At 68.0% G+C, this 14,812-nt stretch carries 15 protein-coding genes; 11 read left to right on the top strand and 4 right to left on the bottom strand.

What is annotated here, in order from left to right; translation table 11 throughout:
• Positions 1-45: 45 nt before the first annotated feature.
• Positions 46-954: a DNA/RNA non-specific endonuclease gene (locus tag I6I07_RS20435; protein ID WP_198483470.1), complete on the top strand. Its 909-nt coding sequence runs from the start codon at positions 46-48 to the stop codon at positions 952-954.
• A 9-nt stretch (positions 955-963) separates the two neighbouring features.
• On the opposite strand, the gene I6I07_RS20430 is transcribed toward I6I07_RS20435, so the two are convergent.
• The gene (locus tag I6I07_RS20430) at positions 964-1,356 is read right to left on the bottom strand and encodes a hypothetical protein (protein ID WP_198483469.1); all 393 of its coding nucleotides are present in this window, start codon (positions 1,354-1,356) and stop codon (positions 964-966) included.
• A 261-nt stretch (positions 1,357-1,617) separates the two neighbouring features.
• Between I6I07_RS20430 and I6I07_RS20425 the strand changes: the two genes are divergently transcribed.
• Complete coding sequence (locus I6I07_RS20425) at positions 1,618-2,046, top strand: EF-hand domain-containing protein (protein WP_232625667.1); 429 nt, start codon at positions 1,618-1,620, stop codon at positions 2,044-2,046.
• 207 nt (positions 2,047-2,253) lie between these two features.
• Positions 2,254-2,898 (top strand): hypothetical protein, encoded by a 645-nt coding sequence (locus I6I07_RS20420; protein WP_198483468.1) that lies wholly within the window; start codon positions 2,254-2,256, stop codon positions 2,896-2,898.
• Positions 2,899-2,953: 55 nt separating this feature from the next.
• On the opposite strand, the gene I6I07_RS20415 is transcribed toward I6I07_RS20420, so the two are convergent.
• On the bottom strand, positions 2,954-3,751 hold the full coding sequence (locus I6I07_RS20415; protein ID WP_198483467.1) for a hypothetical protein: 798 nt from the start codon (positions 3,749-3,751) through the stop codon (positions 2,954-2,956).
• A gap of 61 nt (positions 3,752-3,812) precedes the next feature.
• Between I6I07_RS20415 and I6I07_RS20410 the strand changes: the two genes are divergently transcribed.
• A complete protein-coding gene (locus I6I07_RS20410; RefSeq protein WP_198483466.1) occupies positions 3,813-4,286 on the top strand; it encodes a hypothetical protein in 474 nt (157 codons plus the stop codon).
• Between the two features lie 40 nt (positions 4,287-4,326).
• On the top strand, positions 4,327-5,511 hold the full coding sequence (locus I6I07_RS20405; protein WP_198483465.1) for a GDSL-type esterase/lipase family protein: 1,185 nt from the start codon (positions 4,327-4,329) through the stop codon (positions 5,509-5,511).
• 1 nt (position 5,512) lies between these two features.
• On the opposite strand, the gene I6I07_RS20400 is transcribed toward I6I07_RS20405, so the two are convergent.
• A complete protein-coding gene (locus I6I07_RS20400; protein ID WP_198483464.1) occupies positions 5,513-6,961 on the bottom strand; it encodes an MFS transporter in 1,449 nt (482 codons plus the stop codon).
• 241 nt (positions 6,962-7,202) lie between these two features.
• A complete protein-coding gene (locus I6I07_RS20395; protein ID WP_198483463.1) occupies positions 7,203-7,688 on the bottom strand; it encodes a GlcG/HbpS family heme-binding protein in 486 nt (161 codons plus the stop codon).
• Positions 7,689-7,842: 154 nt separating this feature from the next.
• Between I6I07_RS20395 and uraH the strand changes: the two genes are divergently transcribed.
• The 6 genes from uraH to I6I07_RS20365 all read left to right on the top strand — a co-directional run bounded on the left by uraH (position 7,843) and on the right by I6I07_RS20365 (position 14,810).
• A complete protein-coding gene (gene uraH / locus I6I07_RS20390) occupies positions 7,843-8,268 on the top strand; it encodes a hydroxyisourate hydrolase (RefSeq protein ID WP_198483462.1) in 426 nt (141 codons plus the stop codon).
• A gap of 149 nt (positions 8,269-8,417) precedes the next feature.
• Positions 8,418-9,719: a UDP-N-acetylglucosamine 1-carboxyvinyltransferase gene (locus I6I07_RS20385; protein WP_198483461.1), complete on the top strand. Its 1,302-nt coding sequence runs from the start codon at positions 8,418-8,420 to the stop codon at positions 9,717-9,719.
• Between the two features lie 75 nt (positions 9,720-9,794).
• Positions 9,795-10,589, top strand: coding sequence for an alpha/beta fold hydrolase (locus I6I07_RS20380; RefSeq protein ID WP_198483460.1), 795 nt, complete (start codon positions 9,795-9,797; stop codon positions 10,587-10,589).
• Between the two features lie 254 nt (positions 10,590-10,843).
• Positions 10,844-12,295, top strand: a complete 1,452-nt coding sequence (locus I6I07_RS20375; protein ID WP_198487608.1) for an NCS1 family nucleobase:cation symporter-1 — start codon at positions 10,844-10,846, stop codon at positions 12,293-12,295.
• A 134-nt stretch (positions 12,296-12,429) separates the two neighbouring features.
• Entirely contained in the window at positions 12,430-13,809 is a 1,380-nt protein-coding gene (locus I6I07_RS20370) for an HdeD family acid-resistance protein (protein WP_198483459.1), read from the top strand.
• Complete coding sequence (locus I6I07_RS20365) at positions 13,806-14,810, top strand: DUF4105 domain-containing protein (RefSeq protein WP_198483458.1); 1,005 nt, start codon at positions 13,806-13,808, stop codon at positions 14,808-14,810. Before I6I07_RS20370 ends, I6I07_RS20365 begins: the two co-directional genes overlap by 4 nt.
• The last annotated feature ends 2 nt before the right edge of the window (positions 14,811-14,812 follow it).

Raw genomic sequence — 14,812 nt, 5'->3', positions numbered from 1 at the left:
ATTGATTGGCCGCTCTGGGCGGCCGGTCCGCAGCCCCCAGGTAGTATGACCCGCGCGAAGAAACCCGCTCCCAGAAAGAGAAGCACTCCCTCCCGAAGCACCGCCCGGTCCGCCGGACGGATCCCGCGTTTCCTGCGGGCGCTGATCGTCACGTCGCTGGCGAGCTTCGGCGCCGCCACCTACGTGCTCCACCCGCAGTGGAAGATACCCGCGTCGGTGGGCGACGCCCTGTCGCACCTGGGCTGGCCGGGGCAGGAACGCACGGCGCCGGTGGCGCTGCCCGCGCCCAACGCGTCGCTGGTGCAGACCGCGTTCACGGAATGTCCGCAGTTCTTCCCCAACGCGCGGCCGCCGGCGGTGCCCGCCGGCCAGCAGCTGCGCGAGGTCTGTTTTTCCTCGTTCGCCATCCTGCACAACGGCCAGACCAAGACGCCGGTGTTCGTGGCCGAACGCCTGAACCGCCAGAACCTGGCGCAGGCCAAGGGGCTGCACCGCACCGACAAGTTCTACGCCGAGGCGCGCGTGCCGCGCGCCGAACGCGCCGAGCTCGACGACTACCGCGGCTCGGGGTTCTCGCGCGGCCACATGGCGCCGGCCGGCGACATGGCCACGCCGGATGCGATGGCGCAGAGCTTTTCGCTGGCCAACATGGTGCCGCAGGACCAGAAGCACAACGCCGGCCCCTGGAGCCGCATCGAGCAGGACACGCGCCAGTACGTGATGCGGGCCGCGGGCGATGTGTATGTCTTCACCGGCCCGGTGTACACCGAGCGGCCCAAGACCATCGGCGCCGGCGTCGCGGTGCCGACGTATATCTACAAGGTCGTGTACGACGCGACCACCGGACGCTCGTGGGTCCATTGGCAGGCCAACAGCGCCAGCACCAAGGCCGGCCCGCCGATCGGCTACGACGACTTCGTCAAGCGGACCGGGCTGCGCTTGCTGCCGCAATAATCGCGGCGTTCAGGCGGCCGGGCGCGGCGCGGTGTCGTACAGCACCGGCATCTGCCCGCGCCAGCGCGTCCATGCCTCGCCGCCCGTGGCAAGCTCGGCCATGAAGTGGGCGACGTTGATGCGGCTGGTGTGACCCGCATCGAAGATGGCGCTGCGGGTGGGCGACGGATGCGCCTCGTAATCGCTGACGACGTCGTGGTCGCGCAGGCTGTCGGGGCGCACCACCGCCCATTGCACGGCGGGATGGTCTTGGCCGATGGCGGTGCGCAGATAGTCCGCGGCCTGTTCGTTGTCGGCATGCGGCGGCACCAGCGCGCGCACCAGGCCGACCACGCCGCGCTGGGCCAGCGACAGCGGCTCGCGCAGGTCGCGATTGCTGTTGCCGGCCGTGTTCATCAGCACGAAGCGGACCGGCCGCGATGGCCGGTTGGCCGCGGGCGAGCAATTGCGCGACCAGCAGCCGTCCCGTCGCCCCGCTGGCGCCGACTACGAGTGTCGTCATCGCCGATCCTCTTTTTGTACGAATGGCGCGATTGGTAACCGAAAGATTGTATCCGGCACCCGCGTCGCCGATTCAGGCAAAATGAGCCGCGCGCGGCCACGGCAACGCCCGGAGCGCCCCGCCGGACCGGCCGCGCGGCATTTCGAATAACAAGGAGAATCATGAAACACGCCACCCGGATGGGCAGCCTGATCGCGGCCCTGCTGCTGGCCAGCATTGCCGGCAACGCCATGGCGGCGGCCGATGCCGCCGCAAGCTCGGCCACGCCCGCGAAAACCGCGCCCGCCAAACCGGCCACGCCGCCCGCCACGCCCGACGCCGCCATCGAGCCCGGCAACCTCGGCCCCATGACCGAGCAGGAATACCTGACCCGGATGGAAGCCGCGTTCAACAAGCAGGATGTCAATGCCGACGGCTACCTGACCCGCAGCCCGCTGCTGCAGGAAGCCACGCCCGAGCAGATCACGGCGATGGACACCGATGGCGATGGCCGCATCAGCAAGGCCGAATTCCTCGCCTATGCCCTGAAGAATTTCCAGGCCCGTCCGAAGTACGAAAAGAACCACTACGCCAAGCCCGCCAAGCCGTGAAGGCACAGGGGCGACTCACCCTGCCCGGCCGTCCGTGACGGCCCATGGCGCCATCCACGGTTGCCCTGTTAACCATTGGATACATAAGGCGGAAATCGGCAATTATCCCGTCGCGGCGCGCGTGCTAAGTTACGTCCCCAGTTGACGGCGCCGCCTTGCGCGCGCCGGCGGCAGTGCGCTTCCCCCTTTCCTTTCTTCACGACAATCATGCACAAGAACCAAGATCGCGCCCCGGCCCTGGCCGGCAAGAAACGGATAGCCGGCCTGCTGGCCCTGGGCCTGGCCCTGGCCACCGCGACCTCCGCCACGCTGGCGGGCGACCTGCCCCCGCGCGGCGGCGCCGCGGCCCAACCGCAAGGCCAGACGCAGATGCAGACCCAGCAGCAGCCCGCGCAGAACGACGGCCGCCTGCCGCCGCGCGGTTCGGCGCAGACGCAGAACCCGGCGCCGGCACAGGCGCAATCCCAGGCCCAGGGCGGACAGAAAACGGAAATCAAGGACCAGGCCGCCTACGAGCGCCTGCTGCACAACAGCGGCGTCAGCGTGCAATGGCTGTGGACCGACGCGCGCGGCAAATTGAAGGCGGTGGACGAGAACGACGTGGTGCGCCTGGAAGGCGGCCATGCCACCGACAAGGGCTCGGTGTCGATCAACGGCCAGGTGCTGTCGATCTCGGCCGACCGCTTCACCTTCCGCGGCACCATCCTGATCCTGGATGCGCCGGACAAGGGCCGCCGTTGCGAACGCACCGGCGACTACGAGTTCCGCGCCACCGGCAAGCGCAAGTACTGGCGCCTGCAGCAGATGGAAGCGTGCGGCGGCCTGACCGACTACGTTGACATCTACTATTGATCGGCCACCGGCGGGCGGCCGCGCCGCGCGCCGCCCGCGCGCCGGTCCGGCCGGATCACAGATGCCGGTGGCTGCACGCCATCGGCTGGTCGACCATCTGGCCGATCGCCCGCGCCAGCGCCTCGGCGCTGCCTTCTTCCAGGCAGTTGGCGCGGATCATGCGGAACCCCAGCGCCAGGCTGTAATGCCAGTCCAGGTCGAACAGGTGGTATTCGCGTCCGTCCGCCGGATCGCGCCAGCGCGCCGCCGGGTCCTCGTAAGCCACGCCGATGAAATCGACGTGCGAGCCGAATGGCGGCAGTTCCTCCAGCACTTCGTCGGAACCCGGCAGGCTCGGCACGGCCAGGTTCTCTCCGGCCGCGACATATGGCTCGGACCCCTCGTAGGCCAGCATCACCACGCTGAACCCGGCCGGGTCGGCGTCGTAATGCGCGCGCTGCGCGGGGTTGAGCAGCGCGCGGGCCGCCGGCCCCAGGCAGCAATACGGGCCGCGCCAGCTGCTGCGCTCATCGTCGAGCGACGCATCGGGCACGACGCCGTGCGCCGCCAGCAATGCCAGCGTCTCTTCCATCGTGTCGTGATGACGCACCGGGATATCGGGCGGCAGATGGCCGGCGGACTGATAGAGCGCGATCACGTCGCCGGTGGTGCGCAGGCCGTCGCGATACTGGAACGAGCCTTCCTTCAATCGAGCCAGCCGATGGCTCAGGTTGTCCAGGGCCTCGCGCGGCACGCGATCGCCGCGCGGCTCCAGCAGGTAGCCCTCTGCCAGCAGGCGTGCTTGCAGCGCCGGCCAGTCGGGCGGCGGCAGATGGGGGTAGCGGGGAAAGATGAACTGGTGATGTTCGGACATCCGGATCGCACCTCGTAATGGCGTATTCTCTGACGTTCAGGCAACCGCAAGGATATCTTGAATGAACCCAACCGTAATCAAGTGGCTGACCAGCGTCGGCTTTGGCCTGGTCATCGGCCGCGCCTCCTACGGCGTCATCAACTCCCTGCTGCAGATGGCCTTCGGGCTGGACCAGCCCGGCGCGCCGCTCGACCCGGTGGCGCTGGACCGCATGTTGATCACAGGCAGTGTGCTGTGCCTCGTGGTGGCGGTGGTGGCGGCGGCGGCGCTGCTGCGCGTGGCCGACAACCGGCGCCGCATTGCGTGGGGCTGCCTGGCGCTGGGCGTGACGCTGCTGCTGACGCTGCTGGCCGCCCTGCCGGGAATGGACCTGGGCGGGCATCCCGCCGGATCGGCCGAGGCGCGCGACACCAGGACGGCGTTGTTCTTCTGGCTGCTGATCTTCGGCCTGCCCTACCTGGGCGGCGGCCTGGCGCTGACGATCGGCGGCGCGATCATGCTGCGCAAGTTCCGTCTCGCCGCGCCGCGCGCCTGACCCTTCCTTTGTTGGACCCGTACCGCTGGATCCGTACCGCATGACCACCCCGACGTCCGATTGGACGGCCACTGCCATCGTCTCCGCGCTGATACGCGGCACCCTCGAACTCGAACCGACCGCGCGCGGCCTCTTGCCGCACCGCCTGCCCGCCTGGGCGCGGGCGCAATGCCCAGACCCGCAGCTGGCCATGGTCGAAGCGCAACCCTCGGGCGTGCGGCTGGTGTTCCAGACCCGCGCCACCGCGATCGAGCTGGACACCGTGCCGACGCGCTACGCCTACACCGGCGTGCCGCCGCGTCCGCTCGGTCTCTACGACCTGCGCATCGACGGCCGGCTGGCCGGCCAGGCCAGCGCAGATGGCGGCGACGTGGTGACGATCGACATGGCGACCGGCGCCCGCGCGCACCAGCGCGGCCCCGTCGCCACGCTGCGGTTCGACGGCCTGCCCGGCCATGCCAAGCGGGTCGAGATCTGGCTGCCGCACAACGAAACCACGGCGCTGGCCGCGCTGCGCGCCAACGCGCCCATCGACCCGGTCGATGACGACGGCCGGCCGGTGTGGCTGCATCACGGCAGTTCCATCAGCCACGGCTCCAACGGCGACAGCCCGACGGCGATCTGGCCAGCGCTGGCGGCGAGCCTGGGCGGCGTCGAGCTGGTCAACCTCGGTTTTGGCGGCAGCGCCCTGCTCGATCCGTTCATGGCGCGCACGATCCGCGACACGCCCGCGGACCTGATCAGCCTGAAGCTGGGCATCAACGTGGTCAACGCCGACCTGATGCGGCTGCGCGCCTTCGGGCCGGCGGTGCATGGTTTACTGGACACGATCCGCGACGGCCATCCCGACACGCCGCTGCTGCTGGTGTCGCCGCTGTATTGCCCGATCCATGAAGACACGCCCGGACCGGGCGCGTTCGACATGGACGCGCTGGCGGCGGGCAAGGTGTCGTTCCTCGCCACCGGCGATCCGGCCGAGCGCCGCGCCGGCAAGCTCACCCTGACGCTGATCCGCGACGAACTGCGGCGCATCGCGCAGCAGCGCGCGGCCAGCGATCCGAACCTGCGCTACCTGGATGGCCTGGAACTGTATGGCGAGGCCGATTTCGCCGACCTGCCGTTGCCGGACCAATTGCACCCGGACGGCGCGGCGCATCGCCGCATCGGCGAGCGTTTCGCCCGCCTGGCGTTCGGCCCCGACGGACTGCTGCCGCGCGCCGGCTGACTCAAGCCGGCCGGCTGCGCGCCACGTCTTCGCCGACGCCGCGCGGCAGCAGGAACGTGTCCAGCATGCCGATCAGCGACACCAGCCCCACCACCAGGAACGCCAGGCGGTAGGCCGCGCCCGGCGCGCTCTCCAGGCCCAGCAACGGCACGCCCCATTCACCGATGCGGATGGCGATGGCGCCCAGCGCCACGCCCATCCCCAGCGCCAGTTGCGACATGGTGGAAAACAGCGTGTTGGCCGCGCTCATCTGCGCCTGCGGCATCTCCGAGAACGCCAGGGTGTTGAGCGCGGTGAACTGCATCGAGCGCGACATGCCGCCGATGAACAGCAGCAAGGCGGTGGCCGCCACCGGCATGTCGGGGCCGATCAGCGCGCACGCGGTCAGCGCCGTGGTGTTGAGAATGCCGTTGCCCAGCAGGGTGGGACGGAAGCCGAAGCGGCGCAGCACCGGCGTGGTGAACAGCTTCATCGTCAGATTGCCGGCGAACACCGCGATCACCAGCATGCCGGCGCGAAACGCATCCATGCCATAGCCGACCTGGAACATCAGCGGCAGCAGGAAAGGGACCGCGCCGACCGACATGCGGAACAGCGAACCGCCCCAGAAATTCGCCGCGTAGGCGCGGACCTTCAAGGGCGTGAGGGTCAGCATGGGATGCGCGTGGCGCCGCAGGTGGCGCACGCCCAGCGCCAGCAGCGCCAGGCTGGCCGCGAGCCACAGGCCGATGCGGTCCCAGGCCGGGGTGGCGGCGCCGAACAGTTCCAGCGCCCACAGCAGGCTCGACAGGCCGCCGCCGATCCACAGGAAGCCGGCCCAGTCGAACGGCCGCCGTTCGGTGGCGCGGTCGCTCGGGATCAACACCCAGGCGGCGGCCAGCGCGGCCAGGCCGAGCGGCAAGTTGAGGTAGAAAATCCAGCGCCACGAGGCGTAGGTGGTGATGAAGCCGCCGACGGGCGGGCCCAGCACCGGCGCCACCAGCGCCGGCCACGTCAGGATCGACATGGCGCGGATCAGTTCGTGCTTGGGCGTGTTGCGCAGCACGACGAGGCGGCCGACCGGCACCATCATCGCGCCGCCCACGCCCTGCAGCACCCGCAGCGCGATGAAGGACCAGAGGTCGCTGACCATGCCGCAGCCGAGCGAGGCCAGCGTGAAGATCACCAGGGCGCTGCAGAACACGCGGCGCGCGCCGTGGCGGTCGGCCATCCAGCCGCTGATGGGGATGAAGATGCCGAGGGTCAGCAGATAGGCGCTGACGCCCAGGTTCAGGTCCACCGGCAGCACGCCGAAGTCCTGCGCCATGGCGGGCACGGCGGTGGTGATGACGGTGCCGTCCAGGTTCTCCATGAAGAACGCGGCCGCCACCAGCAAGGCGGTGAAATACAGGCGGCGCGCATCCGGCGGCGGCGTGGCCTGGGCAGTGGAGGAAGAAGCAGTGGGGGTCATGATGTGTAGCGGTCCCGAAGCAGGGAGCGCCTGCGCCGACGGGGCCCGACCCCGCGTTCACGCAGGCGCGCCCGGCCGCGGCAAGGCGGTCCGAAGGCGCGTTGGATGACGTGAACGCTTACGGTGCCACGGCGGGAATGCCATGGCAGCCTGCGAATCATAATGGGAATCGCTTAATTCATCCTGAAATTCTCTGTGGCCTGGAATTTCCGCGCGAGCGGTTGCGCGGCGGCCGGCTGAATTACTTATTCATCACCCGCTTGACCGCTTCCAGGGCGCAGTGCTGATCATCGGCGGGACCGCCTGTTCCAGCCACGCCAATTGCGCCAATGACGATATCGCCAGACTTGACGGGGACGCCGCCACCCAACAGCAAAAGTTGGGGCACGGTATTCAGGTTTTGCATTTCAGGATTTGATGCGGCCTTTTTAGCGAGTTCGCGGGTGTCGCTTTTGGTGGAAAGCGCGGTGTAGGCCTTTTTTTGCGCGGCGATTGTATTGTGAGGGCCGACATTGTCGTCACGTTGCAGAGCGACCAGGTTGCCGCCTTTATCGACAACGGCAACAACGCCGGTTCTTTTCTCGTCGTGGCAAACGGAAAGCGCGGTGTTCACCAACGAAGACGCCATCGCCGCCGTCATTTCTGAACGGGAAGCGTCCTGACCCGCGAAAACCGGGTTATTCAGGAGCGCCGCGGGAATAATGAAATATAGAAATACTTTATTCATGAAAATACCATTTCCGTTAAGCAAGGAAGCGATATCTTATGGTGATCCAGGGAATAAATAATTAAACAAAAATTTAACTTTAAAGGTTTGACCCCATTACACCGCCACCACTACCATCCTTGCTCATTCTTCATTTTTTGAACAAGGATTGATAATGAATTGCTATTTAAAACATACGATTGCAGCAGCATTTCTGGCGGCATCTGCAATTTCACTTTCGGCGAATGCCGAAACACCGAAAAACCCCATCAGCGTGCATGTGCTGAATCTGAAAACCGGCATTCCATCCGAAGGCGTGACGGTTATTCTTGAAAAAAAAGAAGGTGAAAAATGGAAAGAATTGAATTCCGCCATTACCGGCAAGGACGGGCGTATTAATGCGCTTTACCCGGCGGACCAGGCAATCAACCCAGGTGATTACAGAGTGACTTTCGAGACCGGAAAGTATTACGCCGCCCGTAGCGAGGACACATTCTTCCCTGAAATTCCAGTTATCATCCATGTGCCAAAGGCTGGCGAGCACTACCATGTTCCGCTACTGCTGAGCCAGTATGGATATTCAACGTACCGCGGAAATTGATAAACGGATTTACACGGGTTCTCCGGCCAGGTCACGCGCTTGCCGCGGCCCGTGAAGTGGCGCCCCCGCGGCGCCGCAAACGCCGCCCGGGCCATGCCGGTACAATTTCCCTCGCGTTTTCCCCTACCTGTCGTCCAAGCTCCTCGCCCATGTCCAATCTCATCGTCCACGGCGGCACGCCCCTGCGCGGCCGCGTCATCCCGTCGGCCAACAAGAACGCGGTGCTGCCGATCCTGTGCGCCACGCTGCTGACCGACCAGCCGCTGCGCCTGCACGGCGTGCCCGACATCACCGACGTGCGCAAGATCCTCGACATCTTCCGCACGCTGGGCAGCGAGGTGCGGCTGGACGAGACCACCCGCACGCTGGAGCTGCATCACCGCGACACGACGTTCGACGCCGCGCGCCACCGCCTGCCGGAAGAGATGCGCTCGTCCATCATGCTGGTGTCGCCGCTGCTGGCGCGCTTCGGCGTGGCGCGGCTGGAAGACAACGTCAAGGGCTGCACGCTGGGCGTGCGCGAGATCGATCCGCACGTCGACATCTTCCGCTCGTTCGGCGGCGAGGTCGAACGCGCCAGCGGTTCGCTGCTGGTGCGCAGCGCCGGGCCGCTCAAGCCGACCCACCACTGGCTGGACTACGCCTCGGTCACCACCACCGAGAACTTCGTGCTGTGCGCGGCCGCCGCGGCCGGCGAATCGACGCTGACCAATGCCGCGTCCGAGCCGCACGTGCAGGAATTCTGCCGCTTCATGACGATGATGGGCGCCGACATCGACGGCATCGGCACCTCGCGCCTGACGGTGCGCGGCGGCGCCACGCTGCGCGGCGGCGAGTTCACCTTCGAGGAAGATTTCCACGAGATCACCACGTTCCTGGCGCTGGGCGCGATCACCGGCGGTGACGTGGTGGTGCGCAACAGCACGCCGTCGAACTTCCCGCTGATCGACCGCACCTTCGCCAAGTTCGGCGTGAAGATCGTGCACGAGAACGGCTGGTCGCGCGCGCTGCGCGACGGCCCGCTGAAGGTGCAGACGCCCTTCACCAGCAACGTGCTGACCAAGGTCGAGGCCGCGCCCTGGCCGTATTTCCCGGTGGACCTGCTGCCCATCTTCATCGCGCTGGGCGTGTGCGCCGAGGGCAACGCGATGTTCTGGAACAAGGTCTACGACGGCGCGCTGGGCTGGACCGGCGAGCTGTCCAAGTTCGGCGCGCACGTGTTCTCGTCGGACCCGCACCGCGTCATCACCTTCGGCGGCAATCCGCTGACGCCGGCGGTGGTCGAAAGCCCCTACATCATCCGCGTGGCGATCGCGCTGTTCATGATCGCCAGCAGCATCGAGGGGCGCTCCGAGATCCGCAACGCCACCCCGATCCGCCGCGCCCACCCGCGCTTCGTCGAGAACCTGCGCAGCCTGGGCGTGCAGGTCGAGTGGACCGCCGAGGAATAGCGCGGGCGGTTTCCTATAATCCCGGGATTCCCCCGAACGGCGCCGCGGCGCCTTTTTGCTTTCCAGGACCCCACCATGTCGTCGATCGCCAGCCAGGATGTCTACGTGCCCACCCAGCAAGGCCGCCTCTTCGCGCGGCGCTGGGACCCCGCCGGCCGGGGCGCGGGCGTGGCGCCGATCGTGCTGCTGCATGATTCGCTGGGCTGCGTCGACCTGTGGCGCGACTTCCCCGAGCACCTGGCCGCGGCGACCGGCCGCGCCGTCATCGCCTACGACCGGCTCGGCTTTGGCCGCTCCGATCCCAACCCCGCCACGCTCGTCACGGGCTTCGTCGAGGCCGAGGCCACCGATGGCTTCCAGGCGCTGCGCCGGGCGCTCGACATCGGCCCCTTCATCGCCTTCGGCCACAGCGTCGGCGGCGGCATGGGCATCTGCTGCGCGGCCGCCCATCCCGAGGATTGCCGGGCGCTGATCACCGAGTCCGCCCAGACCTTCGCCGAAGACCGCACGCTCGACGGCATCCGCGCGGCGCAGCGCAACTTCGCCGAGCCCGGCCAGCTGGACCGCCTGAAGAAGTATCACGGCGACAAGGCCGCCTGGGTCCTGAGCGCCTGGGTCGACACCTGGCTGTCGCCCGCCTTCGCCGACTGGAACCTGGACGACACGCTGCGCCAGGTCGCCTGCCCGGTGCTGGCGCTGCATGGCGAGGTGGACGAGTACGGCTCGGCCGCGCATCCCGAGATCATCGCCCGCCTGACCGGCGGCAAGCAGGCGCTGCTGGAAAACTGCGGCCACGTGCCGCACCGCGAGCAGGAGCACATCGTGCTGGACCTGGCCAGCCAGTGGCTGCGCGGCGCGCTGCCGGGCTGACCTTCCCGACCTGGCCCACGCAAGTCCGTCGCGGCGCCTTGCCGCCGCGCCCGTCGGCCGGCGCACGCGCAGCCGGCCCTGCCCGTGCGCTTGCCTGACTCGGAAGGGAAAACCCCAGGGGCGCATTGGCGCAAAGGTTGTATACACTCTTTGCACACCATAGTACGCGCCAGGCTCCGTCCAAGTGTTGCTGCTGTATTGGTCCGCCCGGCTTCCTTTACGGCCATGCCCACACCTGGGTCAGGGAGCTCGCCATCGATATCCGAAATCCGTCGCCCGGTCTCTACAACGAGGACCTGGCCCCCACGAAAGACCGCCGCTGGGGCGCCTTCAGCATCTTCAACGTCTGGACCTCGGACGTGCACAGCCTGTGGGGCTACTACCTGGCCGCCAGCCTGTTCCTGCTGTGCGGCAGCTTCGTCAACTTCCTGATCGCCATCGGCTTGAGCTCGCTGGTGATCTTCTTCCTCATGAACCTGATGGGCTATGCCGGCGAAAAGACCGGCGTGCCCTACCCCGTCCTGGCGCGCGCCTCGTTCGGCATCTGGGGCGCCAACCTGGCGGCGCTGGTGCGCGCGGTGGTGGCGTGCTTCTGGTACGGCGCGCAGACCGCGGCGGCCTCGGGCGCCATCGTCGCGCTGCTGGTGCGCAACGACAGCCTGCTGGCTTTCCACCAGAACACGCACTGGCTGGGGCATTCGGGGCTGGAGTTGATCTGCTACGTCGGCATCTGGGCGCTGCAATTGCTCATCATCCAGAAAGGCATGGAAACGGTGCGCCGGTTCCAGGATTGGGCCGGCCCGGCCGTGTGGATCGCCATGCTGGTGCTGGCGGTGGGGCTGTGCGTGAAGGCCGGCGGCTTCAGCCTCGACCACGGCATTCCGATGGACGTGCTGCTCGACAAGACCCGCGACGCGGGCGTGAACGGCGCGCCGGGCAGCTTCTGGGCGCTGATGGCGGTGGGCGCGACCTGGATCACCTACTTCGCGGCGCTGTACCTGAATTTCTGCGATTTCTCGCGCTATGCCCGCGACAAGCAGGCGGTCAAGCGCGGCAACCTGTGGGGCCTGCCGGTGAACCTGGTGGCCTTCTCGCTGGTGGCGGGCGTCACCACCATCGCCGCCTACAAGGTCTACGGCGAAGTGCTGCTGCACCCCGAACAGATCTCCACCAAGTTCGACAGCTGGGTGCTGGCGCTGCTGGCCGCCCTGACCTTCGCGGTGGCCACGCTGGGCATCAACGTGGTGGCGAACTTCGTGTCGGCCGCGTTCGACATCTCGAACGTGTTCCCCAAGCGCATCGACTTCAAGCGCGGCGGCTACATCGCCGCGCTGATCGCCCTGGTGCTGTATCCCTTCGCGCCATGGGAAGGCGGCGCGGCGCACTTCGTCAACGCCATCGGCGCCACCATGGGCCCGCTGCTGGGCATCATCCTGGTGGACTATTACCTGGTGGCCAAGGGCCGCATCAATGTCGCGGCGCTGTATGACGAGCACGGCGAGTACCGCTACCAGGGCGGCTGGAACGTCAACGCGCTGATCGCCACCGGCATCGGCAGCGTGTTCTCGACCATCCTGCCGAACTTCACGGACGTGTTGCCGCCGTGGTGGGCCACCTACGGCTGGTTCTTCGGCGTGATGATCGGCGGCGGCGTCTACTGGGTGCTGGCCACGCTGCGCCCGCGGGTGATTCCGGCCATGGCCTGAAGCGGCCCCGGCCCGCGCCGGCGCGCCAGGCGCCGACGCGGGCGCGGGCTCGACGTCCGGGCCGCGCTCGCGGTACCCTGCATGCGATACCCGCCATCCGTGGCATCGCGCTTTTGCATGGAGAGCCTGCCCCCATGAGCCATCTGGTCTTGCTGCTGCTTGGCGTCGACTATCTGCACAAGCGGGCCCGCGCCCTGATGATCGGCGGCTGGCTGATGCTGGCCGCCGGGGCGTTCGTCTTCATCGACGCACTGGATAACGCGCTCTACTTCCCCCTGAATTTCTTTGCCGCGCTGCTGGTGATCGAAGGCATCGCCACGCTGGCCATCGCCAAGTCGGGCGTCGGCGGCCAGCGGGTGCTGCGCTACACCAAGGGCGTGTTCGTGCTGCTGGCCGGCGCCCTGGTGCTAGCGGGCCATCATCACGGGCATTTCATGCTGTCGATGATTTTCGGGCTGCTGTTCCTGGTGGACGGGCTGATCCAGTGCATCGCCGCCTACGTGGTGCGCTACCCGCGCTGGCGCGTGGTGTTCGCCTCGGGCGTGGCCGAGGTGTTGCTGGCGATCTTCTTCTTCCAGCCCTACCCCACGCATTACGTCGGCACGGTGCCTTACTGTATCGGCCTGTTCCTGGCGATCTCGGGCCTGAAGCTGCTGTGGCTGGCGCGCCGCGTGCGCAACCTGGACGCCAACCCGGCGCTGGCCGTCAATCCCGATCCGGCCTTCATGCCGACGCGCGTCGAAGGCCCGGCGCAGAAGGTGTTCGACGGCCCGCCACAGGCTGGCGAACGCGCCCTGACCGTGCACGTATGGACGCCGTCGGGCTCGGCCAGGACCGAGACGCGCAACTATCCGGTGGTCGACCGCTACATCGCCGCCGTGGACAGCAACGGCGTCATCTCCACCGGCCATGCCGCGCTTGAATCCCCCGAGGGCGTCTACATCAGCCTGTACCCGGCCCAGGAAATCGACCGCTCGCCCGAACAGTTCGGCACGCTGCTGCGCGCCACCGCCGAGAACAACGTGCCGGGCGTCTATCAGCCCGACTACGCCACCGAGTCGAAGGCCTGGTGCCCGTCGACCACGCAGGTGCGCATCCGCAACTACGACCCGGCCAAGCTGCAGGCGTTCTGGGACGACTACCGGCAGACCGAGATCTACAACCTGACCCACCGCAATTGCTCCAGCTCGGTGTCGGCCGCGCTGGAAGCGGCGCTGGACGGCGTGGTCGGCCGCCTGCACGGCCCGGGCGCCGGCTGGGCCGTGCTGTGGCGGCTGCTGTTCACGCCGGAACTGTGGGTGGCGGCGCAGATCCGCAAGCGCGCGCTGACCATGGCCTGGACCCCGGGCCTGACGCTGGACTACACGCGCGCGCTCAGCATGCTGGCCGATCCGCGGCCCTTCGGCTGGTGGAAGATGTCGCAGGCGGCGATCCGCCAGATCGCGGCGCTGCGCGCCGGCTGGCGCCGCCAGGACCGCGAGGCCGTCGCCCGCAACGCCCAGACCCAGTCATGACGGCGCTGACGCTGCTCGGGGCGGCCATGATCGTCGCCGGCGCCCTGTGGGGCGCGCTGGCGCTGTGGTTCCAGTCGCCCGGGCGGAGCCGTGCCCGCGTGCTGGCGCCGCTGGCCTGGCTGGCAGTGGCCGCCGCCGCGCTGGCCGGACTGGCCTGGGGCCACCGGCTGCCGGCCGTGGTGTTCGGCGCGATGCTGCTGATCCTGCTGATCTGGTGGATGTGGGGCATGCGGCCATCCAACGACCGCGACTGGATGCCCGAAGTGGCCCGCACCACCTACGGCGAAGTGGACGGCGACCGCCTGACACTGCACAACGTGCGCAACTTCGACTGGCGCTCGCGCACCGACTTCGACGCGCGCTGGGAAACCCGCCGCTACGATCTGTCGACGCTGGCCACGGTGGACCTGGCGCTGTCGTATTGGGGCCGGCCGGCGATCGCGCACGCGCTGGTGTCGTTCGGCTTCACCGACGGCCAATACGTGGTGTTCTCGGTGGAGATCCGCCGCAAGCGCAACGACACGTTCTCGGAGATCGGCGGCTTCTTCCGCCAGTACGAGCTGTCGGTGCTGGCCTCGGCCGAGGAAGACAGCCTGCGGGTGCGCACCAACGTGCGCGGCGAAGAGGGCTACCTGTATCGCGTCCACATGCCGGCCGGCGCGCCGCGCAAGCTGCTGCTGTCGTACGTGGACACCGCCACGCGCCTGCGGCGCCAGCCGCGTTTCTACAACACGCTGACGGCCAACTGCATCACCATCGTGTACCGGCTGGCCGACAAGATCGTGCCCGGCCTGCCGCTGGATTACCGCCTGCTGTTGTCGGGCTATCTGCCGGAGTACCTGTACCGGCTCGGGGCCCTGGAAGGCGCCGCCAGCGTGCAGGCCTATCGGGATGCCGGCCGCTACACCGAGCGGGCCCGCGCCACCCAGGACGCGGCGCAGTACTCGCGCAACATCCGCCAAGGCGTGCCGGGCGCGCCGCCGGCCCAGACCGGCGCGTGACG

It is taken from the genome of Achromobacter deleyi (assembly GCF_016127315.1).
Lineage (GTDB): Bacteria > Pseudomonadota > Gammaproteobacteria > Burkholderiales > Burkholderiaceae_B > Achromobacter > Achromobacter insuavis_A.
The sequence above is the reverse complement of the archived record's forward strand: the minus strand, read 5'-3'. Positions and strand labels throughout refer to the sequence as shown.

Bases quoted from the DNA above. Each gene is read 5' to 3' on its own strand.
- I6I07_RS20435 (WP_198483470.1), top strand. From the start codon at position 46: ATGACCCGCGCGAAGAAACCCGCTCCCAGAAAGAGAAGCACTCCCTCC.
- I6I07_RS20425 (WP_232625667.1), top strand. From the start codon at position 1,618: ATGAAACACGCCACCCGGATGGGCAGCCTGATCGCGGCCCTGCTGCTG.
- I6I07_RS20420 (WP_198483468.1), top strand. From the start codon at position 2,254: ATGCACAAGAACCAAGATCGCGCCCCGGCCCTGGCCGGCAAGAAACGG.
- I6I07_RS20415 (WP_198483467.1), bottom strand. From the start codon at position 3,751: ATGTCCGAACATCACCAGTTCATCTTTCCCCGCTACCCCCATCTGCCG.
- I6I07_RS20410 (WP_198483466.1), top strand. From the start codon at position 3,813: ATGAACCCAACCGTAATCAAGTGGCTGACCAGCGTCGGCTTTGGCCTG.
- I6I07_RS20405 (WP_198483465.1), top strand. From the start codon at position 4,327: ATGACCACCCCGACGTCCGATTGGACGGCCACTGCCATCGTCTCCGCG.
- I6I07_RS20400 (WP_198483464.1), bottom strand. From the start codon at position 6,961: ATGACCCCCACTGCTTCTTCCTCCACTGCCCAGGCCACGCCGCCGCCG.
- I6I07_RS20395 (WP_198483463.1), bottom strand. From the start codon at position 7,688: ATGAATAAAGTATTTCTATATTTCATTATTCCCGCGGCGCTCCTGAAT.
- uraH (WP_198483462.1), top strand. From the start codon at position 7,843: ATGAATTGCTATTTAAAACATACGATTGCAGCAGCATTTCTGGCGGCA.
- I6I07_RS20385 (WP_198483461.1), top strand. From the start codon at position 8,418: ATGTCCAATCTCATCGTCCACGGCGGCACGCCCCTGCGCGGCCGCGTC.
- I6I07_RS20380 (WP_198483460.1), top strand. From the start codon at position 9,795: ATGTCGTCGATCGCCAGCCAGGATGTCTACGTGCCCACCCAGCAAGGC.
- I6I07_RS20370 (WP_198483459.1), top strand. From the start codon at position 12,430: ATGAGCCATCTGGTCTTGCTGCTGCTTGGCGTCGACTATCTGCACAAG.
- I6I07_RS20365 (WP_198483458.1), top strand. From the start codon at position 13,806: ATGACGGCGCTGACGCTGCTCGGGGCGGCCATGATCGTCGCCGGCGCC.